General features: G+C 68.9%; 23 protein-coding genes. 21 read left to right on the top strand and 2 right to left on the bottom strand.

All coding sequences use genetic code 11. The annotated features are described in order from the left end of the window. From EI73_RS14795 to EI73_RS14760, 8 genes are read left to right on the top strand one after another with little or no spacing between them, the layout of a single operon-like run. On the top strand, positions 1–969 hold the full coding sequence (locus EI73_RS14795) for a glycosyltransferase (protein ID WP_034388903.1): 969 nt from the start codon (positions 1–3) through the stop codon (positions 967–969). Beyond that, the gene (locus tag EI73_RS16090; protein ID WP_081909115.1) at positions 966–2,891 is read left to right on the top strand and encodes a glycosyltransferase; all 1,926 of its coding nucleotides are present in this window, start codon (positions 966–968) and stop codon (positions 2,889–2,891) included. Before EI73_RS14795 ends, EI73_RS16090 begins: the two co-directional genes overlap by 4 nt. Then, the gene (locus EI73_RS16615) at positions 2,888–3,658 is read left to right on the top strand and encodes an SDR family oxidoreductase (RefSeq protein ID WP_081909114.1); all 771 of its coding nucleotides are present in this window, start codon (positions 2,888–2,890) and stop codon (positions 3,656–3,658) included. The genes EI73_RS16090 and EI73_RS16615 overlap by 4 nt, the downstream gene beginning before the upstream one ends. Continuing rightward, the gene (locus EI73_RS16610) at positions 3,655–4,245 is read left to right on the top strand and encodes an HAD-IIIA family hydrolase (protein ID WP_034388901.1); all 591 of its coding nucleotides are present in this window, start codon (positions 3,655–3,657) and stop codon (positions 4,243–4,245) included. The genes EI73_RS16615 and EI73_RS16610 overlap by 4 nt, the downstream gene beginning before the upstream one ends. Then, the gene (gene rfaE2 / locus EI73_RS14775; RefSeq protein WP_034388899.1) at positions 4,226–5,689 is read left to right on the top strand and encodes a D-glycero-beta-D-manno-heptose 1-phosphate adenylyltransferase; all 1,464 of its coding nucleotides are present in this window, start codon (positions 4,226–4,228) and stop codon (positions 5,687–5,689) included. Before EI73_RS16610 ends, rfaE2 begins: the two co-directional genes overlap by 20 nt. Further along, positions 5,689–6,771 (top strand): lipopolysaccharide heptosyltransferase II, encoded by a 1,083-nt coding sequence (gene waaF / locus EI73_RS14770; protein WP_034388897.1) that lies wholly within the window; start codon positions 5,689–5,691, stop codon positions 6,769–6,771. Before rfaE2 ends, waaF begins: the two co-directional genes overlap by 1 nt. Beyond that, positions 6,768–7,568, top strand: a complete 801-nt coding sequence (locus tag EI73_RS14765; protein ID WP_034388895.1) for a glycosyltransferase family A protein — start codon at positions 6,768–6,770, stop codon at positions 7,566–7,568. The genes waaF and EI73_RS14765 overlap by 4 nt, the downstream gene beginning before the upstream one ends. Beyond that, complete coding sequence (locus EI73_RS14760) at positions 7,565–8,635, top strand: glycosyltransferase family 9 protein (protein WP_197050795.1); 1,071 nt, start codon at positions 7,565–7,567, stop codon at positions 8,633–8,635. The genes EI73_RS14765 and EI73_RS14760 overlap by 4 nt, the downstream gene beginning before the upstream one ends. 9 nt (positions 8,636–8,644) lie before the next feature. Here the strand turns inward: EI73_RS14760 and EI73_RS14755 are convergent, their stop codons facing one another. After that, positions 8,645–9,601 carry a serine hydrolase gene (locus tag EI73_RS14755; RefSeq protein WP_034388893.1) on the bottom strand — a complete coding sequence of 319 codons (957 nt, stop codon included), beginning with the start codon at positions 9,599–9,601 and terminating at the stop codon, positions 8,645–8,647. Positions 9,602–9,785: 184 nt separating this feature from the next. On the opposite strand from EI73_RS14755, the gene EI73_RS14750 reads away from it, so the two are divergent. Genes EI73_RS14750 through hpaI form a run of 9 tightly spaced genes read left to right on the top strand, consistent with a single transcriptional unit; the run spans position 9,786 to position 18,444 of the window. Next, positions 9,786–10,586 (top strand): fumarylacetoacetate hydrolase family protein, encoded by an 801-nt coding sequence (locus EI73_RS14750; protein WP_034389151.1) that lies wholly within the window; start codon positions 9,786–9,788, stop codon positions 10,584–10,586. 53 nt (positions 10,587–10,639) lie between these two features. After that, positions 10,640–11,437 (top strand): hypothetical protein, encoded by a 798-nt coding sequence (locus EI73_RS14745; RefSeq protein ID WP_156103625.1) that lies wholly within the window; start codon positions 10,640–10,642, stop codon positions 11,435–11,437. Beyond that, complete coding sequence (gene hpaE / locus EI73_RS14740; RefSeq protein WP_034388889.1) at positions 11,434–12,990, top strand: 5-carboxymethyl-2-hydroxymuconate semialdehyde dehydrogenase; 1,557 nt, start codon at positions 11,434–11,436, stop codon at positions 12,988–12,990. The genes EI73_RS14745 and hpaE overlap by 4 nt, the downstream gene beginning before the upstream one ends. Next, complete coding sequence (locus tag EI73_RS14735) at positions 12,987–13,826, top strand: NAD(P)-dependent oxidoreductase (protein WP_034388887.1); 840 nt, start codon at positions 12,987–12,989, stop codon at positions 13,824–13,826. The genes hpaE and EI73_RS14735 overlap by 4 nt, the downstream gene beginning before the upstream one ends. Further along, positions 13,801–14,343: a hypothetical protein gene (locus EI73_RS14730; RefSeq protein WP_034388885.1), complete on the top strand. Its 543-nt coding sequence runs from the start codon at positions 13,801–13,803 to the stop codon at positions 14,341–14,343. Before EI73_RS14735 ends, EI73_RS14730 begins: the two co-directional genes overlap by 26 nt. Before the next feature lie 11 nt (positions 14,344–14,354). After that, complete coding sequence (hpaB, locus tag EI73_RS14725) at positions 14,355–15,842, top strand: 4-hydroxyphenylacetate 3-monooxygenase, oxygenase component (RefSeq protein WP_034388883.1); 1,488 nt, start codon at positions 14,355–14,357, stop codon at positions 15,840–15,842. Next, on the top strand, positions 15,839–16,816 hold the full coding sequence (hpaD, locus tag EI73_RS14720; protein ID WP_034388881.1) for a 3,4-dihydroxyphenylacetate 2,3-dioxygenase: 978 nt from the start codon (positions 15,839–15,841) through the stop codon (positions 16,814–16,816). The genes hpaB and hpaD overlap by 4 nt, the downstream gene beginning before the upstream one ends. Then, a complete protein-coding gene (gene hpaH, locus EI73_RS14715; protein ID WP_051935665.1) occupies positions 16,806–17,675 on the top strand; it encodes a 2-oxo-hept-4-ene-1,7-dioate hydratase in 870 nt (289 codons plus the stop codon). Before hpaD ends, hpaH begins: the two co-directional genes overlap by 11 nt. Beyond that, positions 17,665–18,444 (top strand): 4-hydroxy-2-oxoheptanedioate aldolase, encoded by a 780-nt coding sequence (gene hpaI, locus EI73_RS14710; protein WP_034388879.1) that lies wholly within the window; start codon positions 17,665–17,667, stop codon positions 18,442–18,444. Before hpaH ends, hpaI begins: the two co-directional genes overlap by 11 nt. 51 nt (positions 18,445–18,495) lie before the next feature. Here the strand turns inward: hpaI and EI73_RS14705 are convergent, their stop codons facing one another. After that, complete coding sequence (locus EI73_RS14705; RefSeq protein WP_034388876.1) at positions 18,496–19,230, bottom strand: IclR family transcriptional regulator; 735 nt, start codon at positions 19,228–19,230, stop codon at positions 18,496–18,498. 112 nt (positions 19,231–19,342) lie between these two features. Here EI73_RS14705 and hutU point away from each other — a divergent pair, with 112 nt between their 5' ends. Genes hutU through hutH form a run of 4 tightly spaced genes read left to right on the top strand, consistent with a single transcriptional unit; the run spans position 19,343 to position 24,693 of the window. Next, a complete protein-coding gene (gene hutU, locus EI73_RS14700; RefSeq protein ID WP_034388874.1) occupies positions 19,343–21,043 on the top strand; it encodes a urocanate hydratase in 1,701 nt (566 codons plus the stop codon). Continuing rightward, positions 21,043–21,969: an arginase family protein gene (locus EI73_RS14695; RefSeq protein WP_034388872.1), complete on the top strand. Its 927-nt coding sequence runs from the start codon at positions 21,043–21,045 to the stop codon at positions 21,967–21,969. Before hutU ends, EI73_RS14695 begins: the two co-directional genes overlap by 1 nt. After that, positions 21,962–23,188 (top strand): imidazolonepropionase, encoded by a 1,227-nt coding sequence (gene hutI, locus EI73_RS14690; protein WP_034388870.1) that lies wholly within the window; start codon positions 21,962–21,964, stop codon positions 23,186–23,188. The genes EI73_RS14695 and hutI overlap by 8 nt, the downstream gene beginning before the upstream one ends. Continuing rightward, positions 23,185–24,693: a histidine ammonia-lyase gene (hutH, locus tag EI73_RS14685; RefSeq protein ID WP_034388868.1), complete on the top strand. Its 1,509-nt coding sequence runs from the start codon at positions 23,185–23,187 to the stop codon at positions 24,691–24,693. Before hutI ends, hutH begins: the two co-directional genes overlap by 4 nt. Positions 24,694–24,734: the final 41 nt, after the last annotated feature.

The raw sequence follows: 24,734 nt of genomic DNA, 5'->3' as shown, positions 1-24,734 counted from the left end.
ATGCGCCCCCTGAGGATTCTGACCTGGCACGTTCACGGGAGTTACCTGTACTACCTCACGCAAGCGCCGCACGAGTTCTACCTTCCCGTCAAGCCGGGCCGCCCCGAGGGGTACGGCGGACGCGCGGGCAACTTTCGCTGGGGCGAGAACGTACACGACGTTCCGGCGGAAGAGGTGCCGCGGGGGCAGTTTGACGCCATTCTCTTCCAGTCGCGCAAGAACTACCTCGAGGATCAGTTCGAGCTCCTCTCGCCCGAACAGCGCCGACTGCCCCGGATCTATCTCGAACACGATCCGCCGCGCGAGACGCCCACCGACACCCGGCATCCGGTGGATGACCCCGAGATGCTGCTCGTCCACGTGACGCCCTTTAACGACCTGATGTGGGACAGCGGGCGCACGCCGACCCGGGTGATCGAGCACGGCGTGACTGACCCCGGCCCGAAGTGGACGGGGGAAAAAGCGCGCGGCCTGACGGTGGTCAACGGCTTGCAAAAGCGCGGGCGGCGCCTGGGCGCGGACGTGTTCGAGCGGGTGCGGCAGGACATTCCGCTCGACCTGGTGGGTATGGACTCACAGGCGGTGGGCGGCTTGGGGAACATCCCGCTGAACGACCTCCCCGCCTTCTCAGCTCCCTACCGCTTCTTCTTCAACCCGATCCGCTACACGAGTCTGGGCCTGGCGGTCTGCGAGGCGATGATGCTGGGCCTGCCCATCATCGGCCTGGCGACCACCGAGATGGCCACCGCCGTGCAGAACGGCGTGAACGGCTACGTGGACACCGACGTGCGGCGGCTGATTGAGCGCATGCGGCAGCTGCTCGAAGACCCCGGGGAGGCGCGGCGGCTGAGCGCAGGGGCGCGGGAAGTCGCCCGCGAACGTTTCTCGATCGAACGCTTTGCCCGCGACTGGGACACGACCTTCCGTGAGGTGGCCGGGCGCAGGGCGCTGGTGGGAGGTGCTCGGTGAACCGGATCGCCCTCATCAGCGAGCACGCCTCACCGCTGGCCGCCCTGGGCGGGACCGACGCGGGTGGGCAGAACGTGTACGTGGCGCAGGTCGCGCGGCACCTCGCGCGGCTGGGGTACGCGGTGGACGTGTTCACGCGCCGCGACGCCCCCCATCTGCCAGAAGTGCTGGAGTGGGTGCCGGGCGTACGGGTGGTGCACGTTCCGGCGGGTCCGGCGGCGGCAATTCCCAAGGAACACCTCCTCCCGCTGATGCCCGACTTCACGCGCTTGATGGCCGACTTTCTGACCCGGGAGGGTGGGTACGACCTGCTGCACGCCAACTTTTGGATGTCGGGCCTGGTGGCCGCCGACCTGGGGCGGCAGCTGGGCCTGCCCTTCGTGATCACCTTTCACGCGCTGGGCAAGGTGCGCCGGCTCCACCAGGGCGAGGCGGACGGCTTCCCGGACGACCGCTTTGCCATCGAGGAGCGGCTGGTCCGCGAGGCCAACCGGATCGTCGCGGAGTGCCCGCAGGATGAGGCGGACCTCCGTGAGCTGTACGGGGCGGACCCTGCCCGCATCGTTACGGTCCCCTGCGGCTTTGACCCCAGCGAGTTCAGCCCGCAGGGCCGCCGCGAGGCGCGCAGGCGGCTGGGTCTAGACCCCGATGAGCTCACCGTGCTGCAACTGGGCCGTATGGTGCCGCGCAAGGGCGTGGACGACGCGATCCGGGGCTTTGCGCGGGCGATGCGGCAGCTCCAGCAGCCTGCCCGCCTGCTCGTTGTCGGCGGCAACAGCCCTGACCCTGATCCCCGGCTTACGCCCGAACTGGGCCGCCTCCAGGCCGTCGCCCGGGAGGAGGGAGTGGCGGACCGGGTGATCTTCACCGGGAGCCGGGACCGCTCGGCCCTGCGCGACTACTACAGCGCGGCCGACGTGTTTATCAGCGTTCCGTGGTACGAGCCCTTTGGCATCACGCCGCTGGAGGCGATGGCCTGCGGCACGCCGGTGCTGGGCGCCCGGGTGGGCGGCATTCAGCACACCGTGGTTGACGGCGAGACGGGCTACCTCGTGCCACCGCGCGACCCGGACGCGCTGGGGCGGCGGCTGGCCGAGCTGTTGGCCGATGCGCCGCTGCGAGAACGGATGGGCGAAGCGGCCCTCTTGCGGGTGCGAACCCACTTCACCTGGGAGGGCGTGGCGCGGCAGCTCGCCGAGGTGTACCGCGAGGTCGGGCGGGAAGCGGGGCGAACACCCCAGGGCCTGCCGAGCGTGTCCAGCACCGTCGAGCGGGGCTTCCAGGAGCTGATCACGGCCCTGACCCACTCGCGCCAGGAGCTGGGACCGCAGATCGAGGCAGCGGCGGAAGCGATCAGCGAATGCTTTGGGCGTGGAGGCAAGGTCTTGGTGTGCGGCAACGGCGGAAGCGCCGCCGACGCGCAGCACTTTGCCGCTGAACTGGTGGGGCGCTTCCGGGTGGACGGACGCCGGGGGCTGCCCGTGCTGGCCCTCACCGCCGACACCGCCATGCTCACCGCCTGGGCGAACGACGTGGGCTTTGACGACGTGTTCGCCCGGCAGGTGGAAGCGTTCGGCGGCGAGGGCGACCTGCTGCTCGCGATCAGCACGAGCGGACGGTCACCCAACGTGGTCGCGGCGCTTCAGGCCGCCCGTGCTCGGGGCCTGACCACTGTCGCGCTGCTGGGCGGGCGGGGCGGGGACGCGCTCGCCCTGGCCGACCTGCCCCTTATGGTCGCGAGCAGCGACACGCCGCGCATTCAGGAGGTCCACATCCTCGCGCTGCACCTGATCTGCGAACGCGTGGAGGAGAGACTGGGCGCAGCGCTTGCCGCTCAGCTGCCGGCCACCGCGCGCCTCAGTCCGCCCACCTCACCCCTCATCGCCGCCCCGCTTGGCGCCCGCAAAGGAGCGAATGTATGACCCAGACCCAGCATCCACAGACCCAACCCCACGCCGACTTCAGCCGGTCCCTCGCCGGTCAGGTCGCCCTCGTGACCGGGGGCGGCAGTGGCCTCGGCGCCGCCATCTGCCGCGTCCTCGCCGAGTCGGGTGCGCAGGTATTCGCCGCCGACATTCAGCTTCCCCAGGCCGAGCAGCTGGCGAATGAGCTGACCCAAGCCGGGCACCAGGTCCGCGCCATCCCGCTCGACGTGCGCGACGAGAACGCCCTAGAACGGGCCGTTCAGCAGCTCGAAGAGGAATGCGGTCACCTCGACATCCTGATCAACAATGCCGGAACCGACGTGACTGTCGCCATCGAGGAACTCAGCGTGGCGGACATCGACCGGGTGCTGGACGTCAACCTACGCGGGCCGTTCCTGCTGTCGCGGGCCGCGCTCCCGGCCATGAAGGCGCGTGGGCGCGGGGCCATCGTGAACATCACCTCCACCGCCGCCAAACGCGCCTGGCCGAACGCGACGGCCTACCACGCGAGCAAGTGGGGCCTGTTGGGCTTCAGCCACGCGCTGCACGTCGAGGCCCGGCCCCACGGCGTCCGGGTCACCGCGATGGTGGTGGGCGGGATGCAGACGCCCTTTATCCTCGAACGCTTCCCCGACACGCCGCTGGAGAACCTGCAAGACCCGCGCAATGTGGCCGAGGCCGTGCGCTACGTGCTGCTCCAGCCCGAAGGCACCGTCGTTCCCGAGATGACCGTCATCCCCCTGCGCGAGACTTCCTGGCCGTGAGGCGGGCTGTCTTCCTGGATAAAGACGGCACGCTGATCCCGGACGTGCCCTACAACGTGGACCCGGCGCTGATCCGTTTGAGTCCCGGCGTGGGGAAGGCGCTGCGGGCGCTGCACGGGGCAGGCTTCGCGCTGGTCGTCGTGACCAACCAGTCGGGCGTGGCGCGCGGCCTCTTTCCCGCGTCGGCGCTGGAAGGTGTGGAGGCGCGGTTGCGCGAGCTGCTCGCCGCCGAGGGGGTGCCCCTCGCAGGCTTCTACGCCTGCCCGCACCATCCGGGGGGCGCGGTCGCGGAGTACGCGCGGGACTGCGACTGCCGCAAGCCGCGGCCGGGACTGCTGCGCCGCGCCGCCGCTGAGCTGGACCTCGACCTGGGTGCCTCGTGGATGGTGGGGGACATCCTGAACGACGTGGAGGCGGGGCGGCGGGCCGGGTGCCGCACGGTGCTGCTCGACACGGGCGGCGAGACCCAGTGGGTGCCGGGGCCGGAGCGAACGCCGCACGCCCACGCGAGCACCTGGCCGGAAGTGGCGACCGCGATTCTGACTGCACAGGAGGAAGGGAGGGCCGATGCTCTTAGAACACCTTGAGGAGTTCCGCCACCTGCGGGTGGCCGTGATCGGTGAGGCGATGCTGGACAGCTACCTGTACGGCACTGCCGACCGCCTCTGCCGCGAGGCCCCGGTACCCATCGTGGCGCTGCACGGGCGACATGACGTACCCGGCGGGGCCGCCAACGCGGCGGTGAACGCCCAGACGCTGGGCGCGGCCGTCGAATTCCTGTCGGTGGTCGGGGCGGACACAGAAGGTGACCTCCTGCTGGCGCGCCTTGCCGCAGCCGGAGTGGACACCTCCGGCGTGGTGCGCTCGGCCAAGCGCGAAACGCTGGTCAAGCAGCGGGTGATGGCCGCCTCGCAGATCCTGCTGCGGCTTGACCGGGGCACCGAGCAGGGCGTGACCGGAGCGGACGAGGAAGCCCTGCTCGAGCGCCTGCGCGCCGCCTTCCGCCGTGCTGACGCCGTGATCGTCTCCGACTACGGGTACGGCATCCTCACGCCACGGGTGATCGGGGCGCTCGCGGAGGAACAGGCGCGTGCCCCCCGGGTGCTGGTGGCCGACGCCAAGGAACTCGGACGCTACCGGGATGTGGGGGTGACCGCCGCAAAACCCAACTACGGGGAGGCCCTGGCACTGCTGCACGAACCTCCGCGGTACCCTCCGGAAGAACGGCTGGCACAGGTGGCGAGCTGGGAGGAAGCCGTACTGGAAAAGACGGGGGCGCGCATCGTGGCCGTGACGCTGGACGTGGAGGGAGCGCTGGTGTTCGAGCGGGGACAACCTGCCTACCGCACCTTTACCCAGCCGCACCCAAACGCGAACGCGACCGGGGCCGGGGATACCTTCGTGAGTGCACTCGCGCTCGCGCTTGCTGCCGGGGCCGACACACCCGCGGCGGCCGACCTCGCCTCCGCCGCCGCAACGGTGGTGGTGGGACGGGGCGGGACCACCGCCTGCACAGTCGCCGAACTGCGCGACTTCCTGACCGCCGAGAGCAAGGTACTGGACCGGGAAGCGCTCGTGGCCCGTATCCAGGCGCTGCGCGGGGAGGGGCGCCGCATCGTCTTTACCAACGGCTGCTTCGACCTGCTGCACCGCGGGCACATCACGTACCTCAACCAGGCCAAGGCGCTGGGGGACGTGCTGGTGGTCGGTCTGAACGACGACGACAGCGTGCGCCGCCTAAAGGGCCCGAGCCGTCCCATCAACCCCGCCGAGGACCGCGCGCAGGTGCTCGCCGCACTGAGCGGCGTGGATTACATCGTCACCTTCAGCGAGGACACCCCGGCGCGGCTGATCGAGGCACTGCGCCCCGACGTGTACGTCAAAGGCGGCGATTACACCCGCGAGACGCTGCCGGAAGCCCCGCTGGTGGAGTCGCTGGGCGGCGAGGTGCGGCTCCTCCCCTACCTGGAGGACCGCTCCACCACTGGCATCATCGAGCGGGTGCGGCGGGCCTACGCGACGGGAGACTGATGACGGACTGGTCAGACGCTCGGAACGTCCTCGCCGTACGCCTGGACACCCTGGGCGACGTGCTGATGACCACCCCGGCCCTGCGGGCGCTAAAGGCCAGCGCGCGGGGGCGCCGCGTCACCCTGCTCACCTCGCCCCCCGGCGCCGCCGTCGCCCGCCTGGTGCCCGAAATCGACGAGGTGATTGTGTACGAGGCCCCCTGGCTCAAGGCCACGCCACCCCGCGCAAGCAGCGCGCCGGACCTAGAGATGATCCACCGGCTGCGGGGTCAGGACTTCGAAGCCGCCGCCATCTTCACGGTGTACAGCCAAAACCCGCTGCCCTCGGCGCTGCTGTGTTTTCTGGCGGACATCCCGCTGCGGCTGGCCCACTGCCGCGAGAACCCCTATGGGCTGCTGACGAACTGGGTGCGCGAAACCGAACCTGAAGGGGGGACTCGTCACGAGGTTCAGCGCCAGCTTGATCTGGTGGCGAGCATAGGGGCCGTCACGCCCGACACGCGTCTCTCCCTGAGGTTCTCGCCCGGGGCGGCACTGCGGGTGGACGAGCGGCTGGCCGCGCTGGGCGTGAATCTCGCCCGGCCCTGGGCCGTGATTCATCCGGGAGCCACCGCCCCCTCACGGCGCTACCCGCCGGAGTCCTTTGCGGAGGTCGCGCGGCGCCTGGCGGGGCGCGGCCTCACCCTCCTCTTGACCGGAAGCGGCGGCGAAGCCGAGCTGATCGCGGACATCCGGCGGATGGCGGGTGGGGTGGGGCACTCGCTCGCCGGGGACCTGGGGCTGGAGGAACTGGCCGCCCTGATCGCGCGCGCACCCCTCCTGATCACGAACAACACCGGCCCGGCGCATATGGCCGCCGCGCTGGGCACACCCGTCGTGGACCTCTACGCCCTCACCAACCCGCAGCACACGCCCTGGCAGGTGCCGTCGCGTGTCCTCTCGCACGACGTGCCCTGCCGGTGGTGCTACAGCTCGGTCTGCCGCACCGGCCACCACCTCTGTCTGCGCGGCGTGACGCCGGAGGAGGTCGTCGCGGCGGCGCTGGACCTGCTGACGCCTACCCCGCTGGAGCGCGTCCCATGACCACCCTGGACATTCTGATTCCAACCTGTGACCGTCCGGGGGCGCTTGCCGCCACGCTGACCAGCCTGACCGCGCAGACCGCGCAGCCCTTCCGGGTGGTGATTTCCGATCAGGGCGAGCGGGCCGCGACGGAACGGCCCGAGGTGCAGACCGCCCTGCGGGTGCTGGACCTGCACGGCTGCCCGGTGGAGGTTCACCGGCATCTCCCCCGGCGCGGGATGGCCGAACAGCGCCAGTTCCTGCTGGAACAGGGACGCGCGCCCTACGTGCTGTTCCTCGACGACGACCTCATTCTAGAAACCTGGGTGGTGAAGCAGCTGCTCGGGGCCATTCGGCGCGAGCGGTGCGGTTTTGTCGGCAGCGCGGTGATCGGGCTGAGCTACCGCGCGGACGTGCGCCCCCATCAGCAGGCGGTGGAGTTCTGGGAGGGCCCCGTCACGCCGGAAACGGTGCGGCCCGGTACTCCCGCCTGGGAACGCTATCAACTGCACAACGCGGCGAACCTGCTGCACGTGCAGGAGCGGTTTGCCCCCACGCCCGAGCAGACCCGCCTCTACAAGGTGGCGTGGGTCGGTGGCTGCGTCCTCTACGACCGCGCGTGCCTGGAGGCCGTGGGTGGCTTCGGCTTCTGGCGCGAGCTGCCCGAGGAACACGCGGGGGAAGACGTCCTCGCACAGGGGCGGGTGATGGCCCGCTTCGGCGGCTGCGGCGTGATGCCCTCCGGCGTCTACCACCTCGAACTTCCGACCACCCTCCCCAACCGTGAGGTGGACGCGCCAAAGGTGCTGGAGGTATGAACGGGGCCTGGGCCAACCTGAAGAACCTGCTGGTGATGCGCCTAGACAACATCGGCGACGTGGTGATGACCGCCCCCGTCCTGCGGGCACTCAAGGAAGCCCTGCCCGGCGTTCGCCTCACACTGATGGTCAGCCCGGCGGGCGCGAACGCGGTGCCGCTGCTCCCCTGGGTGGACGACGTGATCGTGTGGCGGGCGATGTGGCAGCAACTGGGCGGCGGCAGGTGCGACCCGGCACGCGAGCTGGAGCTGATCGGGCTGCTGCGCGAGCGGCGCTTTGACGCGGCGGTGCTGCTGACCTCCTTCAGTCAGACGCCGCACCCGGCGGCCCTCGCCTGCCTCCTCGCGGGGATCCCGCTGCGCCTGGGCGAAGCAAAGGAGCGCGCACCCGGCCTCCTCACCCACGAGCCGGCCTCTCCCACCCCGGAAGCGGAGCATCAGGTCGAACGGAACCTGCGTCTGCTGGAGGCGGTCGGCCTCCCCGTACGGGACCGGTCACTCGAGGTCCACATCCCGCAGGAGGCTCGCCGTCAGGCCGCGGCCCTCCTTCCCGGACCCTCCCTGCTGCTCAACCCCTTTGCCAGCTGCTCGGCCCGCACCTACCCGCCCGAGCGCGCGGCGCGCGCCGCCCGGCTGATCGCCGAAAGAGCGGGGCTGCGGGTGGTCGTTACCGGCGTGGCCAAGGACCGCGAACGCCGTCAGGCTCTGCTGGCCGAGCTGGGTGAGCTGGGCGTGGACCTGCTGGGCAAGACGGACCTCCCCACCTTTGCCGCCCTGATCGCTGAGGCGCGGCTGGTGCTCACGAACAACACCTCCGCCCTGCACCTCGCGGATGCCGTCCGGACGCCCGTGCTGGTCACCTACTCCGGCACGGACTACGAGTCACAGTGGCGGCCCCGCCGCACGCCCGCCCTCCTGCTGCGCCGCCCCACGCCGTGCCACCCCTGCTACGCCTTTCAGTGCCCCTTCCACCTGGAGTGCCTGGACATCGCGCCCGAGGAGGTGGCAGAAGCGGGGTTGGCGCTTCTTGGCCAACAGAGCGCCGCAAGTGGTTTTGCCGTGAGCTGACGGCCCGTCTCAGCGCGCCGCTTCCCGCACGTCGCCCGCGATGATGTGCCGGTGGCTCGGGTGGGGCTCCACCCTCCCCGTCATCACCGCCACGAGGTCCAGTTCGGGAAAGACGGCCACGTACTGCCCGCCGTAGCCGGTCGCGTACCAGCCCTCGGTGTCTCCCTCACGGGCCGTCCACCACAGGAAGCCGTAGCCGGGGAGGCCCTCCATCCACGCATAGCCCTCCACGTGCGCGCGTGTTGCCTCCTCCACCCAGCCCTCCGGAAGCAGCCGCTGCCCCCGCCACTCCCCCCGGCCCAGCACCAGTTGGCCCAGACAGAGCAGTTCGCGGGGGGTCAGGTGCAGACCACCATTCCCAAAAGGCCGCCCCTGGGGGTCACGTGCCCAGGCGGGCGGCGCGAGGCCGAGCGGCCCGAACAGAACCGCCTGCGCAAACGCTGCCAGGTCCTGCCCGGCAGCCCGCGCCAGGACCGCGCCGAGAACGTGCGCCCCCGCGTTGGAATAGCGAAAGGCGCGGCCCGGTCCGTCCACCAGAACCTGCTCGAGCGCGAAGCGAACGGGGTCGGCGCTCGCCATCCATGCCTCGTCGTAGGCCGGGTCGGTCAGTTCGGAGGGCAGGCCCGCCGTCATGGTGAGCAGTTGCCGCAGGGTCACCTCGTGCCAGCGCAGGTCACGCACCGCCGTCCCCGGCGGCAACACCGGCTGATCGAGCCCCGCCAGGAGGCCCCGTTCCAGAGCGATCCCGGTCAGCAGCGCCAGGACACTCTTGGTCACCGACTGGGTGTCCTGCCGCCGCGCCGCACCGGGACCGTAGTACCGCTCAAAGGCCAGGCGGCCGCGGCGGGCCACAAGCAGGCTGGTGACGTGCGGCAGCTCGCGCCGAATGCGCTCATCGGCGGCGAGGAGCTGGTCCCCGTCGAGGCCGACCGCCTCGGGTGACGTGGCAGGAAAGTCGCCGGACATCCCATCATCCTGCCAGATGCTGGCCCCCCCATTCCGGAGCGGGGCTTTGTTCAAAAGTACAGGCGCGCGAGGCTGGATGCACCCGCACACCATTTTCCTCCTGAACCGGGTGGCCTATGCTGAGGCGCCGACAACCCAAGAGCTCTTCCTCCCTTTCCGGAGGTCACATGAACGGAGTCCACCCTTGAAACTCGCCCGCTTTATCGCTGGGGGGCGCTCGTTGAGTGGCCACCTGCAAGACGGCCAGCTCATCGACGCCGCCGGTGTCGCCCACGACCCTGAGGCCGTCCAGTTTCGCTTGCCCGTCGACCCTCCCAAAGTGATCGCCCTCGCCCTGAACTATCACGATCACGCGGGTGAACTCGGCCTGACGCAGCCCAAAGAACCCGCCCTCTTCTGGAAGCCCAACACCACGTTGCTCCCGCACCGGGGTACCGTGATCTATCCGCGCGGCGCCCAGTTCATGCACTACGAGGTTGAACTCGGCGTGATCATCGGCCGCGACGCTCGCCGGGTAAAGGCACGAGACGCGCTCGACTACGTGGGCGGCTATACCATCGGGAATGACCTGGTGGTGCGCGACTACGTGACGAACACCTTCCGCCCGCCCCTGCGCGGCAAGGGCTGGGACACTTTCGGGCCGCTGGGGCCCTACTACGTGACCGCCGACGAGATCGCGGACCCGCACGACCTCACGCTCACCGCGCACGTGAACGGCGAGCTGCGGCAGCAGGGCTCCACGCGCGACATGATCTTTTCCATCCCCGAACTGATCGAACACATCAGCCGCTTCATGACCCTGCAAAAGGACGACGTGATCCTGACCGGCACCCCCAAGGGCATCTCCCACGTGCACCCCGGCGACGTGATGCATCTCTCGGTCGAGGGCCTGGGCGTGCTGGAAAACGACATCCAGGAGGAGGACGAGGCCGCCGAGCCCATCACCGGCCAGGAGGCGAGGGAGGGAGAATGGGACGGGCGGTGAAGGACACGGCAGCAGCGGGGAAAACGTTCATGGCCCTGGTGAAAGCTGAGGGTATGAGGCGCTTTTCCTTTCTGCTGGCCCTGAATCTCCCCACGCTGGCCCTCGCTGCACCGGGACAGTCTGAAGTGCGGTCTTACGTGAACGTGGGTGGGAAGGTGCAGCCTGTTTTTGCGTGGTGCGACGCGCCCGAGGCGGTCATCGCCCTCACGGAGTTGCAGTGGCCGGGGCCCAACGAGGACGGACCCCCACGGACACAATTGCTCGTCTGGGGGAAAAGCCGTGCAGGGCTCACCGATTTTTCGCGCTTCGAGGCCACGCTGGGCCGCACCCATCCCAACCATGAGCCGGGCTTCTTGCCCCTGTTCTGGAAAAACGGTGCGGCCACGGTTCAGGGGCACCTGCGCCTCAAGGATGGCAAAGACGCACAGGCCATGGCCCCGCGCACGGTGCAGGCGAGCGAGTTCCAGCTCAGCGACGTGACCTACCGTTGCCGCTCGGTTCCGCAGGCGGCCTTTCTGGGCGTGACCGCGAAGCGCACGGTCATTGTGTGGGAAGAGGTTTGCAGCGTCAGCGTGTTCTGCAAGGCGACGTATGCCACGCGCAATTTCGACGGGAGCGAGGGTGTGGTGCTCAGGAATGGGCAGGCCGGTTATTCCTCCTTCACCCGACAAGCCGGCCAGATAGTGGCCTTTGACCGCTCGTACTGGTGGAGTACACCAGACAGTTCTACCTACCGGGTTGACGTTGGCAACGGTGGCAGCGTCCTCACCGTGCAGAAGAACGGAAGGACGCTCCAAACAGAGCCTCTCCTCGCCTACTCAATCCGTCTTCCATCCAAGGAGCAACCATGACCCAGACGGCCAGCACGCCTAACCACGCCCTCGCCACGCAACTCCGCGAGAGCCGTCTGAAAGCCGGCCTGCGCCACTTCATCGGCGGCGAGTGGGTGGACTCGCAGGGCGGCGAGACGTTCCAGACCCACACGCCCACCGACAACTCCCCGCTGGCGACCGTGGCGAGCGGGGACGCGCGGGACATCGACCGGGCCGCCCGCGCCGCGCACGACGCCTTCCAGACGTGGCGCGAGGTCAGCGGGGCCGAGCGCCGCAAAATCCTGCACAAGATTGCCGACCTGATCGAGGTCCGCGCCCAGGACATCGCCGTGCTGGAGAGCATCGACACGGGGCAGGCCATCCGCTTCATGAAGTCGGCGGCGGTGCGCGGCGCGGAGAACTTCCGCTTCTATGCCGACCGCGCGCCCGGTGCGGCGGACGGGCAAAGCCTCCCCGCGCCCGGCTTCCTGAACTACACCCTGCGCCAGCCCATCGGCCCGGTCGGGGTGATCACGCCCTGGAATACGCCCTTTATGCTCTCCACCTGGAAAATCGCCCCGGCCCTCGCGGCGGGCTGCACGGTCGTCCACAAGCCCGCCGAATGGAGCCCGGTGACGGCCACGCTGCTCGCGGAGATCATGGACGAGGCGGGGATCCCCCAGGGCGTGGTGAATCTTGTCCACGGCTTCGGGGAGACGGCGGGCAGGGCGCTGACCGAGCATCCGCTGATCAAGGCGATCGCCTTTGTAGGCGAGACGGTCACGGGCAGCCACATCATGCGGCAGGGCGCGGACACCTTGAAGCGCGTGCATTTCGAGCTGGGCGGCAAAAATCCGGTGGTGGTCTTTGAGGACGCTGACCTGGAGGGGGCCCTTGACGCCGTGGTCTTCATGATCTACTCCCTCAACGGCGAACGCTGCACAAGCAGCAGCCGCGTGCTCATTCAGGAGGGGATCTACGACGAGTTCACCGCCCGCATCGCCGAGCGCGCCCGCAACATCCGCGTGGGTGATCCCCTCGATCCAAACACCGAAGTCGGGCCGCTCATCCACCCCCGGCACTGCGAAAAGGTGCTGAGCTACTTCGACCGGGCCCGCGAGGAGGGGGCCACCGTCGCGGCGGGCGGCGAGCGCATCGGCACAGAGGGAAACTACGTCTCCCCCACCCTCTTGACGGGCGCCCGCAACGAGATGCGCATCAGCCAGGAGGAAATCTTCGGCCCCGTGCTCACCGCCATCCCCTTCCGTGACGAGGCCGAAGCCCTGGCCCTCGCCAACGACGTGAAGTACGGGCTGGCCGGATATCTCTGGACCCGGGACCTCACCCGCGCGCACCGCTTCGCGCAGGCCCTGGAGGCCGGGATGGTCTGGGTGAATTCCGAGAACGTGCGCCACCTGCCCACCCCCTTCGGCGGGATGAAGGCGAGCGGCATCGGGCGCGACGGCGGTGACTACTCTTTCGACTTCTACATGGAGACGAAAAACATCGCCATCTCGCTGGGCACCCACAAGACGGCGCGGCTGGGCGTGGGCGGGCCCGCGAAGGTGGACAAGAGCGAGGTGGAGGGGTGAGCGCCCTCCAACGCCTCCTCATCACCGGGGCCGCCGGAGAGGTGGGGTCGGCCCTGCGCGAGGGCCTGCGCGGGCGCTTCCCCGTCATCCGCCTGACCGATCACCGCGACCTCGGCGAGGCACAGGAGGGCGAGGAGATCGTGCGGGCTGACCTGACCGAGATGGCCGAGGTGCGCGCGGCGATGGAGGGCGTGGACGCCGTTATTCACCTCGGCGGGATCGCGAACGAGCACACCTACGAGCAGATTCGCCGGGTGAACATGGACGGCACCTACCACGTGCTGGAGGCGGCGCGGCAGGCGGGTGTGAGGCGGGTGGCCTTTGCCTCCTCCATCCACACGGTTGGCTTCTATCCCCGCTCGGAAAAGGTCAGCCCTGACATGCCCGTCCGCCCCGACACGTCCTACGGGGTCAGCAAGGTGTTCGGGGAGGCGCTCGGGCGAATGTACTGGGAACGCTACGGGCTGGCGTTCGTGGGCGTCCGCATCTGCTCCTTCCAGCCGAGGCCCAAAGACGCCCGCCACCTCTCCACCTGGCTGAGCCCGCGTGACGCCGTGCAGCTCTTTGAAAAGGCCGTGACCGCGCCGGGCGTGGGCTTCCTGATCGTCGCGGGCATCAGCGGCAACACCCGGCGCTGGATGACCGAAGACGGCTGGGAGGTGCTGGGCTACGTTCCGCAGGACAACGCCGAAGCCTACGCCGCCGAGGTCGAACACATCCACGGCGACCCGCAGAGCCTCACCGAGCAGCGGCAGGGCGGGATTTTTGTGGATCCCGAGTACACGGGGCTGGCGGGAAAGGAGCAGGACAGTGCGCTGGTTGCCCGACGGCCATGAGGAGCTCACCCGCCTCGTTCGCAAATGGGGCGACGTGAACACCATCCGGCAGTACCTGGAGTTGATGGACTTTATTTTGGAGGCCGTCGCTCTGCCCAACGGTGACCCTCGGCTGGTTACCAACACACGCAAGCCGAACGATATCCATCTGATGCCCGTCACCATCGGGATGCGCTTTGTGCTGGCTTTTGCCCGTAGGGACGAGTCGGCCTTCATCATCCTGCCCCGGCACTACGAGCGTGGGCATCCGCTGTGCGAGTTCACCGGGCACTTTGGCACCATGCCCAGAGACCATGAGCCCCCACCGGCCTGGGGCCTCGTGCGCCACCTCTCCGCCCTGCGGCGTGACGAAACGTTGCTTCAGGCTTGGGCAGAGGCCGCCCGAGCCGAAATTTCCCGCCAGTCGAAATCCACCTTTCGGCGCCATCACAAGCCCGCCGTCTACGAGGCTGCCCGCAACCCGGCGTATCGCGACGTGGTGTTCGACCAGGCCTTGAACGACACGGAAACCCTTTAGGAGGTTCCCCCATGGCAGCCATCACCGGACAGCAGTTCCTCGACCGCCTGCGTCAGAATCCGCCCACCCTCTACATCGAAGGGGAACGGGTGGAAGACCCCACCACCCACCCCGCGACGCGCAACATGGCGCACTCGCTCGCCGGGCTGTACGACCTCCAGCATGATCCGCAGTGGCGCGAGAAGCTCACCTACGAGGAGAACGGCCAGCGCTACCCCATGAGCCTGCTCGTGCCCCGCACCAAAGAAGACCTGGCGCGGATCGGGGAGGCGCACCGGATCCGCGCGAACTACTCGCTGGGCTTTCTGGGCCGCGCGCCTGACTACATGAACGCGAACGTGATGGCGGCGGGCGCGGGAGCCGAGTACTTTGGTCGGTGCAGCGCGAGCGTGCCGGGCAGCGAGAAGCGCGACTTTGCCGCCAACATGCGCCGCTACTTCGAGTACGTGCGCGAGCATGACCTCTGCCTCACACACGCGCTGACCAACCCGCAGGTGAACCGGGCGAAGCTCGCTTCCGAGCTTCCTGACCCCTATATCGCGCTGGGTGTGGTGGAGGAGCGCGAGGAGGGCATCATCGTGCGGGGGGCCAGGATGATGGCCACGCTTCCCATCGCGGACGAACTCCTGATCTTCCCCTCGACGGTGCTCAAGGAAAACGCCGACAAGAGCCGCTACGCGATGGGCTTTGCCATCCCCACGAACACACCTGGCCTGAGTTTCCAGTGCCGCGAGCCCTTTGACATCGGCCGCGACCCGGAAGACCATCCCCTGGGCAGCCGCTTCGACGAGCAGGACGCCTTTGTGATCTTCGACGATGTGCTTGTGCCCTGGGAGCGGGTCTTCCTGCTGTATGACGTGGAGCTGGCGAACCGGGCCTACGCGGCGACGAGCGCCGTGCTGCACATGGCCTACCAGGTCGTGAACCTCAAGGTCGCCAAGACAGAGGCCTTTTTGGGAACTGCGCAGAGCATCGTCAACGCGATCGGCAGCGGGGGGTTCCAGCACGTGCAGAGCAAGGTGGCCGAGATCATCATCACGCTGGAGATCATGCGGGCGCTGGAGGTGGCTGCCCGCGAGGGCGCGACGCTGAACGAGTACGGTGTGATGACCCCGGCGCGGGGGCCCCTGGACGCCGCCCGCAACTACTACCCCGGCGTGTACGCCCGCCTGCCCGAGCTGCTGCAACTGCTGGGCGCGTCCGGCATCATCATGATGCCGAGCAAGGCCGACCGCGAGGGACCGTTGGGGCCGCAGATCAGCAGGTACCTGCAAGCCGCGAACGCGAGCGCCGAAGACCGGCTGCGGCTCTTCCGCCTCGCCTGGGACATGTCCATGAGCAGCTTTGGCGGCAGGCAGGCCCTCTACGAGAAGTTCTTCTTCGGTGACCCGGTGCGGATGCACTCCGCCCTGTACGAGGTGTACGACAAGGAACCGGCGGTGGAGCGGGTTCGGGCGTTTTTGCAGCGCAGCGAGAAACCAGAAGAGGTGACGGTATGACGGCCCCCGCTCGGCCCGACGTCATCCGCATCGCCCACACCGTCTTTACGGTCACAGACCTCAGCGCCTCGCGAGAGTTCTACGTCAACCTGCTCGGACTGAACGTGCTGCACGAGGAGCCCGGCGCGCTCTACCTGCGCGGCGTGGAGGACCGCGAGTGGACACTGAAGCTCGAAGAGCGCCCGGAGGCCGGGGTGCGGCAGATCGCCTACCGCGTGCGGAGGGACGCCGACCTCGACGCCCTCGCCGCTCTGGCCGAGCGCGAGGGCCTCCCCTCCCGCTGGGAGGAGGAACTCGACCGGCCCCGAATGCTGCGGATGCAGGATCCCTTCGGTGTGCCCGTCGCCTTTTACCACGAGAGCAGGACCTATCCCTGGTTGTTGCAGGACTACCACCTACACCGCGGGCCGGGCCTGCAACGGGTGGACCACGTGAATGTGATGACGCCGGACGTGGAAGGCATGATGAACTGGTACACGGGCGAACTGGGGTTCCGCACGTCCGAGTACACCGAGGACGAGACGGGGCGCATCTGGGCCGCCTGGATTCAGCGGCGGGGCGGCGTGCACGACCTCGCCCTGACAAACGGCGCGGGGCCGCGGCTACACCACTGGGCCTACTGGATGCCCGACGCGATGAGCATTATCCGCACCTGCGACATCCTGGCGGGGGCGCGGCAGCCCGAGCGCATCGAGCGCGGACCGGGACGGCACGGCATCTCCAACGCCTTTTTTCTGTACATCCGCGATCCGGACGGCCACCGCATCGAGCTGTACACGAGTGACTACATCACGGTAGACCCCGACTTCCAGCCCATCCGCTGGCAGCTCAACGACCCGCGGCGACAAACACTCTGGGGGGCCAAGACCCCGCGGAGCTGGTTCGAGGAGGGCTCGCGGCTGGAAGCCTTTGGGGGGGGCTGGGTGACGCCGACCGAGGGTGAGTTGAAGGGGTTGCCGGCTCATGTCATCTGAGAGAGGAGCGGCCAGCGGCCAGCAGCCGGATCTTCGCGTCATCCCCCAGGAGGCCCTTTCCGGCCTGGCTGCCGAGCTGGACGGGGCCGAGGCCACGGGCGTGCAGCTCGCCCCCTTTTCTGAGCGCTTTCCAGGGATGACGGTCGGGGACGCCTACGCGGTGCAGCGGGCCTGGGTGACCCGCAAGGTGCAGAGCGGGCGGCGCGTCTTGGGGCACAAGATCGGCCTCACGTCGCGGGCGATGCAGCTGGCCTCACAGATCCATGAGCCGGACTACGGGGCGCTGCTTGATGACATGTTCTTCGAGCCCAACGGGGACATTCCGCTGTCGCGCTTCGTCGCGCCGAAGGTGGAGGTCGAGCTCGCTTTTGTCCTCCGGGCGGACCTGCGCGGGCCCGGCGTGACCCTGTTCGACGTGCTGCGGGCCACCGAATACGTCACCCCCGCCGCCGAGATCATCGACGCGCGGATTGTGCGGGTGAGCCGGGAAACGGGAAGGCCCCGCCGCGTGACCGACACCATCAGCGACAACGCCGCCAATGCCGGGGTGATCCTGGGGGGGCGCGCCATGCGGCCCGATGACCTGGACCTGCGCTGGGCCGCCGCCCTGTGCATCCGCAACGGCGTGATCGAGGAAACCGGGGTGGCGGCGGGCGTGCTGGGGCATCCGGCGACGGGTATCGCCTGGCTCGCCAACCGCCTCGCGCCGCACGGCGAGGGGCTCAGGGCGGGAGAGGTGGTGCTGGCAGGCTCGTTTACCCGCCCGGTCGATATCGCGTCCGGCGACGTGTTCACCTTCGATTACGGACCGCTGGGCACCTTCTCGTGCCGTTTTGCGGGGGTCGCACGTGGCGGTTGAGACGGCAGGCCCCGAGAACGGGTTCAAAACCGCCCTTCTTCGGGGTGACACCCTCTACGGCTTCTGGCTGGCGCTGGCCGATGCCTACAGCGCCGAGATCTGCGCTGGGGCGGGCTTCGACTGGCTGGTGATCGACGGCGAACACGCGCCGAACGACGTGCGCTCGGTCCTGCGCCAGCTTCAGGCCGTCGCCCCGTATCCCTCGGCCCCGGTGGTGCGCCCGCCCGTGGGCGACCCGGTCCTGATCAAGCAGCTGCTCGATATCGGCGCCCGCAACCTGCTCATTCCGATGGTGGAGACGGCGGCGCAGGCGCGGGAGCTGGTCGCCGCCACCCGCTACCCGCCGCGTGGGGGGCGGGGTGTGGCCAGCGCGCTGGTGCGGGCCAGCCGCTTCTCGCGAGACACCGAGTACCTCAGGTACGCCGACCAGGGCATCTGTCTCCTCCTCCAGGTGGAGTCGGCTGCGGCCCTCACCGTGCTGGACGAGATCGCGGCGGTGGAGGGCGTGGACGGCGTGTTTGTCGGTCCCGCCGACCTGGCGGCGAGTATGGGTCACCTGGGCAACCCGGGACATCCCGACGTGCAGGCCGCCATCCAGGACGCGGCGGGGCGGATTCGCGGGGCGGGCAGGGCGGCGGGCATCCTCGCCACCGACGAGGCCAGCGCGCGGCGCTACCTGGGGTGGGGCTACACCTTTGTCGCTGTGGGGGTTGACGTGCTGCTGCTGGCGCAGGGCACCACGGCGTTGGCCGCCCGCTTTCGGGGGTGAGAGGACCTGCTCGTCACATGACGAGCACATCTCGAAGTCCGCTTCTCGCCCTCACGTCGGGCGGTAACCCAGCGTCCAGGCCACGTTATCGGCCGCATCGCGCAGGCGGCGGCTGAGCTGTTCTTGCTCGCGCCATCTGCTGGTGGGAAGGCTCACGCCCAGGGCGGCGAGGACTTTCCCCTCCGCGCCCAGAAGCGGCACGGCCAGACCACTCGTGCCCATCGCCCATTCGTCCCGCGTGGTGGCCAGGCGAGCGGCACGAATGGCTTGCGCCTCTTGTTCCCAAGCGGTTGCAAGGGTGTAGGCGGTGTACCGGGGAGCACCGGCGGGCAGCTCCAGACCATGCAGGGCGTACAGCAGCTTGCCGCTCGCGCTGGCGTGGGGCGGGAGGATGAATGCCGTCTCGCCCGCTACCGGCGGGCCGTCCCGTCCCTGCACCGAGCGGGCAATACACAGCACCTGGTTCCCCTGCAGCACACACAGAAAGGCGAGCAGGTGCGTGCCGCGCGCCAGAGCGTTCATCGCGTCGTGGGCGGGCGCGTACCACGGAACGCTGCCGTACAGGGCACTGGAGAGCTTCAGCAGCCGCCAGCCCAGCCGGTAGCGGCCACGCGCCACCCTGACCAGCAAGCCGCTTCCCACGAGCGTCGTGAGCTGCTCGTGCAGGGTGGAGGTCGGTTGTCCGAGGTGCTCGGCCAGCTCCGAGAGCGTCCACTCGGTATGGTCGGCGTCAAAGGCTTCCAGCACGCGCACCGCACGGTCCACGGTGGAAAGGGTACGGGGCATGAACCGAGGGTACTCCTTTTCTGGAATAGTCGGAAAAACGTGTTGTGGGTGCCCGGGGGCTGAAGGACGATAGGAGCACTTCAGACGTCTCTTTGCCGCGAAAGGAATGCCCATGACCCCATCCCTCACCCCCAAGACGGCCCCCGTCATCCGGGCCCCGCGCGGCCCCCACAAAACGGCCAAAGGCTGGATCCAGGAGGCCGCCAAGCGCATGCTGATGAATAACCTCGACCCTGAGGTGGCCGAGCACCCAGACACCCTCGTCGTGTACGGTGGGCGCGGCAAGGCTGCCCGCAACTGGGAGGCGTTTTACAAGATTGTCGAGACGCTTGACCGCCTGGAGAACTTTGAAACGCTGCTGATTCAGTCCGGCAAGCCGGTCGCCGTGCTCAGGACGAACGAGTGGGCTCCGCGCGTCATCCTCGCCAACTCCAATCTGGTGCCGCACTGGGCGAACTGGGAAACCTTTGACCGGCTCGATCAGGCGGGGTTGATGATGTACGGCCAGATGACCGCTGGAAGCTGGATCTACATCGGCACCCAGGGCATCCTTCAGGGCACCTACGAGACTTTTGCGGGCGCAGCCAAAAAGCACTTCGGTGGCAGCCTGGCGGGCACGATCACCGTCACGGCGGGCTTGGGTGGAATGGGCGGTGCGCAGCCCCTCGCGGTGAAACTGGCGGGCGGCGTGAGCATCACCATCGAGATTGACCCGACGCGCATTCAAAAGCGCCTGGACACCCGCTATCTGGACGAGGTGGCGACTCACCTTCAAGACGCGATCGCACGGGCCGAGAAGTACAGGGCGCAGGGCCTTGCCCGCTCCATCGGCCTGCTGGGCAATGCCGCCGAAGTGCTGCCGCAACTGGTGGAGATGAACTGGACGCCGGACCTGATCACCGATCAGACGAGTGCCCACGATCCGCTGTGGGGCTATATCCCGCCGCTCGCCCCCGACGAGGACGCGAACAAGCTGCGCGCTGAGCAGCCGGAGGCGTACCGCCAGCGGGCCTATGCGGCGATGGCAGAGCATGTCCGGGCCATCCTCGAGCTGCAAAAGCGCGGGGCCATCGCCTTTGATTACGGCAACAACCTGCGGCAGCGGGCCTTTGAGGCGGGCGTGAACAACGCCTTTGACTACCCCGGCTTCGTGCCCGCCTTCATCCGCGACTCCTTCTGCGAGGGCCGTGGCCCCTTCCGTTGGGTGGCCCTCAGCGGCGATCCCGCGGACATCCGCGCGACCGATCAAGCCCTTCTCGAACTCTTCCCCGACGATGAGCGGCTACAATCCTGGCTCACCTACGCCGCCGATCAGATCGCCTTCCAGGGCCTCCCCGCGCGCATCTGCTGGCTGGGCTACCGCGAACGCGACCAAGCGGCCCTGCTGTTTAACGAGATGGTCGCGGACGGTCGCCTGAGGGCCCCCATCGTGATCGGCCGTGACCACCTCGACGCGGGCAGCGTCGCGAGCCCCTACCGGGAGACAGAGGCGATGAAGGACGGCAGTGACGCCGTCTCCGACTGGGCGCTGCTCAATTTTGGCGTGGGCATCGCGTCGGGCGCCGCCTGGATGAGCTTTCACCACGGGGGCGGTGTGGGAATGGGCTTCAGCCAGCATAGCGGCCTTGTCGCGGTCGCAGACGGTACGCCCGAAGCCGCCGAGCGCCTCCGCCGCTGCCTGACGAATGACCCCGCGCTGGGTGTGATCCGCCATGCCGACGCCGGATATGAAAAGGCGCTGGACGTGGCGCGGACGCGCGGGCTCGATCTGCCGAGCCTGGGGACGGAGGACACGCGGGAGGCGGAGGGCTGATGGCCGGGGATACGGCTTCCTCCCCCGCCCATCTCCCCTACTCTGGTATCGCCACCTTCGCCCGCGCGCCCATCGTGGAGCCCGGCGCAGCCTGGCAGGCTGACGTGGCTGTCCTGGGGCTTCCCTTCGACATCGCCCTGGGCTTCCGGCCCGGTGCCCGCTACGCCCCCCGCGCGCTGCGAGAAGCCAGCCTGCGCTATATCCCGCCCTTCACCGACCTCTCGGGACGAACGCGGCTGGCAGACTTGACCCTCGTGGACGCGGGGGACGTGGTGCTCCCCAGCCTTGAACCTGAGCTCGCCCGCGAGCGCATCACGCAGGCGGCCCGGCTGGTCCGGGAACGCTCTCGCCTCCCGGTGTTTCTGGGCGGTGACCACAGCGTCACGTATCCCCTTTTGTGCGCCTTTGCCGATGTGCCCAAGCTGCGCGTCATCCAGCTTGACGCGCACCTGGATTTTACCGACGCGCGAAACGACACCCGCTACAGCAATTCCAGCCCCTTCCGCCGGGCAGCCGAAGAGCTTCCCAACCTGGTGCACATCACCACGCTGGGCCTGCGCGGCCTGCGTTTCGATCCGGAGGCGGTGGCGGCGGCCCGAGCGCGTGGGCACACCCTGGTGCCCATGGAGGAGGTGGAGGAAAGGCTGAGCGAGGCGGTGACGGCCCTGCCCCCCGGAAGTTCGGTCTACCTCAGCGTGGACGCGGATGCCTTTGACCCCGCCGTGCTGCCGGGCACCAGCAGTCCCGAGCCAGACGGCTTCAGCTACGCCCTCGCCCTACGGGTCATTCGTGAGGTTGTGCGGCGGCATTCGCTTGTTGGGATGGACCTGGTGGAACTCGCTCCAAACCTCGACCCGACCGGCCGCAGCAGCCTGATCGGCGCGCGGCTGGTCATGGAGACGCTGGGGGAGGTGTTTGGTGGCTGAGACGCTCTTCACGGGCATCGCCCAGCTGGTGACGCCCGCTCCTGGCCCGCAACGCGGCGCGGCCATGCGGCAGCTGACGGCGCTCAAGGACGCGGCGCTTCTTGTCCGTGATGGTGTGATCGCGTGGATGGGCCACGAGAAGGAGGCCCCCCGAGCAGAGCACACGCACGACCTGGGCGGCGTGGCGGTCGTTCCCGGCCTGACCGACCCGCACACCCACGCGGTCTGGGCGGGTGACCGTCTGGCCGATTTCGAGGCGCGGGTGGAAGGGGTGCCCTACGAGGAGATGCTGGCACGGGGGGGCGGGATTCGTTCCACGATGCGGGCGACAGCGGGGGCGGACGTGACGGAACTCGTACGCCTTGCTCGGCCGCGCCTGTGGGCCCTGGCGCAAAGCGGGGCGACCACCATCGAGGTCAAAAGCGGGTACGGGCTTGCCTTTGAGGCGGAGGTGCGAATGCTGGAGGCAGTGCGCACGTTGCAAACGCTCCTGCCCGTGACGCTGCTCCCCACCCTGCTGATTCACGTCCCGCCGACGGAAGGCCGCGAAGCGTATGTGCGCGGCGTTTGCGAGGAGCTGATTCCCAAGGTTGCGCGCACCCGGCCACCGCTCGCCACCGCCGTGGACGTGTTCTGCGAGCGCGAAGCCTTTCAGGGAGAAGAAGCCCGCGCCATTCTTACGGCGGCCCGAGCACATGGGTTGCGGGTGAAGGTGCACGCCGACCAGTTTCACGCGATCGGGGGCACCGAACTCGCTTGCGAACTCGGGGCGCTGAGCGTGGATCACCTGGAGGCGAGCGGTGCGCCGCAGATCAAGGCGCTGGCCGCGTCGAGCACGGTGGCGACCGTCCTTCCCGGTGTAACGCTGCACCTGGGCCTCCCCGCCGCGCCTGCCCGCAGCCTGATCGATGCGGGCGCGTGCGTGGCCATCGGAACGGACCTGAACCCGGGCAGCTCTCCCCTCTTCAGCGTGCCGCTCGCCCTGGCCCTCGCCGTGCGGCTCAACGGCCTGACGCCCGCCGAGGCGCTGACGGCCAGCACCGTGAATGCGGCCGCCGCCCTGGGCTTGAGGGACCGGGGAGCCCTCGCCGTGGGCCAACGGGCGGACTTCTTGGCCTTGCACTCGGCAGACTGGCGCGACCTGGCATACACACTTGGCGCCAACCCCATTCGCACTGTGTTCGTGGGCGGGCAGGCCCTCAAGGAGATACACTCGTGATTCTGGACCGGCAATTGACCCTTGAAGGGTTCATCCGTGTGGTGCGGGGCGGCGAACCGGTGATCCTCTCGGAAGCGGCGCGGGAACGCATCCTGAAGGCGCGGGCGGTGGTCGAGCGCATCGTGGACGGCCAGGAGGCGGTGTACGGCGTGAACACCGGCTTTGGCAAGTTCGCTGCCGTACGGATCCCCCGCGAGGCACTGGCCCAGCTGCAACACAACCTGATCGTTTCCCACGCAATCGGCGTGGGGGACGCGCTGCCCGCCGAGGTGGTGCGCGGGATGATGCTGCTGCGCGCGCAATCGCTCGCGCTCGGGCATTCCGGCGTGCGGCCTGCGGTCGTCGAACTGCTGCTGGCGCTGCTGAACGCGGAGGCACATCCCGTCGTGCCCGCGCAGGGCAGCGTAGGTGCATCGGGCGACCTCGCCCCGCTCGCCCATCTCGCGCTGGCGCTGGTCGGGCTGGGAGAGATCGAGTTCCGGGGAGCAGTTCGGCCTGCCCGCGAGGTGCTGGCCGAACTGGGCCTCACGCCGCTCACGCTGGCCGCGAAAGAAGGGCTGGCGCTCATCAACGGGACCCAGCTCATGGGTAGCCTGCTGGCCCTTGCGCTGCATGACGCCCTGACGCTGCTGCACACAGCGAACCTGGCTGCGGCCATGACGGTCGAGGCCCTCTCCGGCAGCCACCGACCCTTCTCGGAAGGCGTCGTGTCCCTGCGGCCCCACCCCGGTGCCCTGGTGGTTGCCAGCGACCTGCGCCACTTCCTGCGCGGCTCCGAGATCGCCCCCGCCCACGCCCGCTGCGGCAAGGTGCAGGACGCCTACAGCCTGCGCGCCGTGCCCCAGGTCCACGGGGCCAGTCTGGACGCGTTGACGCAGGCAGGGCGTGTGTTGGCGGTCGAGTTCGCCTCGGTCACCGATAACCCGCTGATCTTCCCCGGAGGCGGCGGGGAAGGCGAGGTGATCTCGGGCGGGAACTTCCACGGGCAGCCGCTCGCCCTCATCGCAGACACGCTGAAGGTTGCTGTCGCAGAGCTCGCGAGCATCAGCGAGCGGCGCGTCGAGCAACTGCTCAACCCGGCGCTGTCGGGCCTCCCGGCTTTCTTGGCACGCGAAGGGGGGCTCAACAGCGGGTACATGATCGCGCAGTACACCGCCGCCGCCCTCGTGAGCGAGAACAAGGTGTTGGCTCACCCGGCCAGTGTGGACTCTATCCCCACCAGCGCCAATCAGGAGGACCATGTCAGCATGGGCGCACACGGGGCGCGGCAACTGCGGCAGATCCTGAGGAACGTGCAGAACGTCCTGAGCATCGAGCTGCTGTGCGCCGCCCAGGCGCTCGACTTCCAGCCGCTGCGGGCTGGGCGGGGCGTACAGGCAGCCTATGAGCGCATCCGCGAGGTCATTCCTCCCCTGGAGCAGGACCGGTACTCCCGCCCCGATCTGCTGGCGCTGCAAGAGCTGGTCGTGAGCGGGGAACTGCTGAGGGTGGCACGGGAGGCCTGAAGGCAAGCCTTCGCCCTCTGCTCGTCACGTGACGAGCACAT

Source organism: Deinococcus sp. YIM 77859, from assembly GCF_000745175.1.
Classification (GTDB): Bacteria; Deinococcota; Deinococci; order Deinococcales; family Deinococcaceae; genus Deinococcus.
The sequence above is the reverse complement of the archived record's forward strand: the minus strand, read 5'-3'. Positions and strand labels throughout refer to the sequence as shown.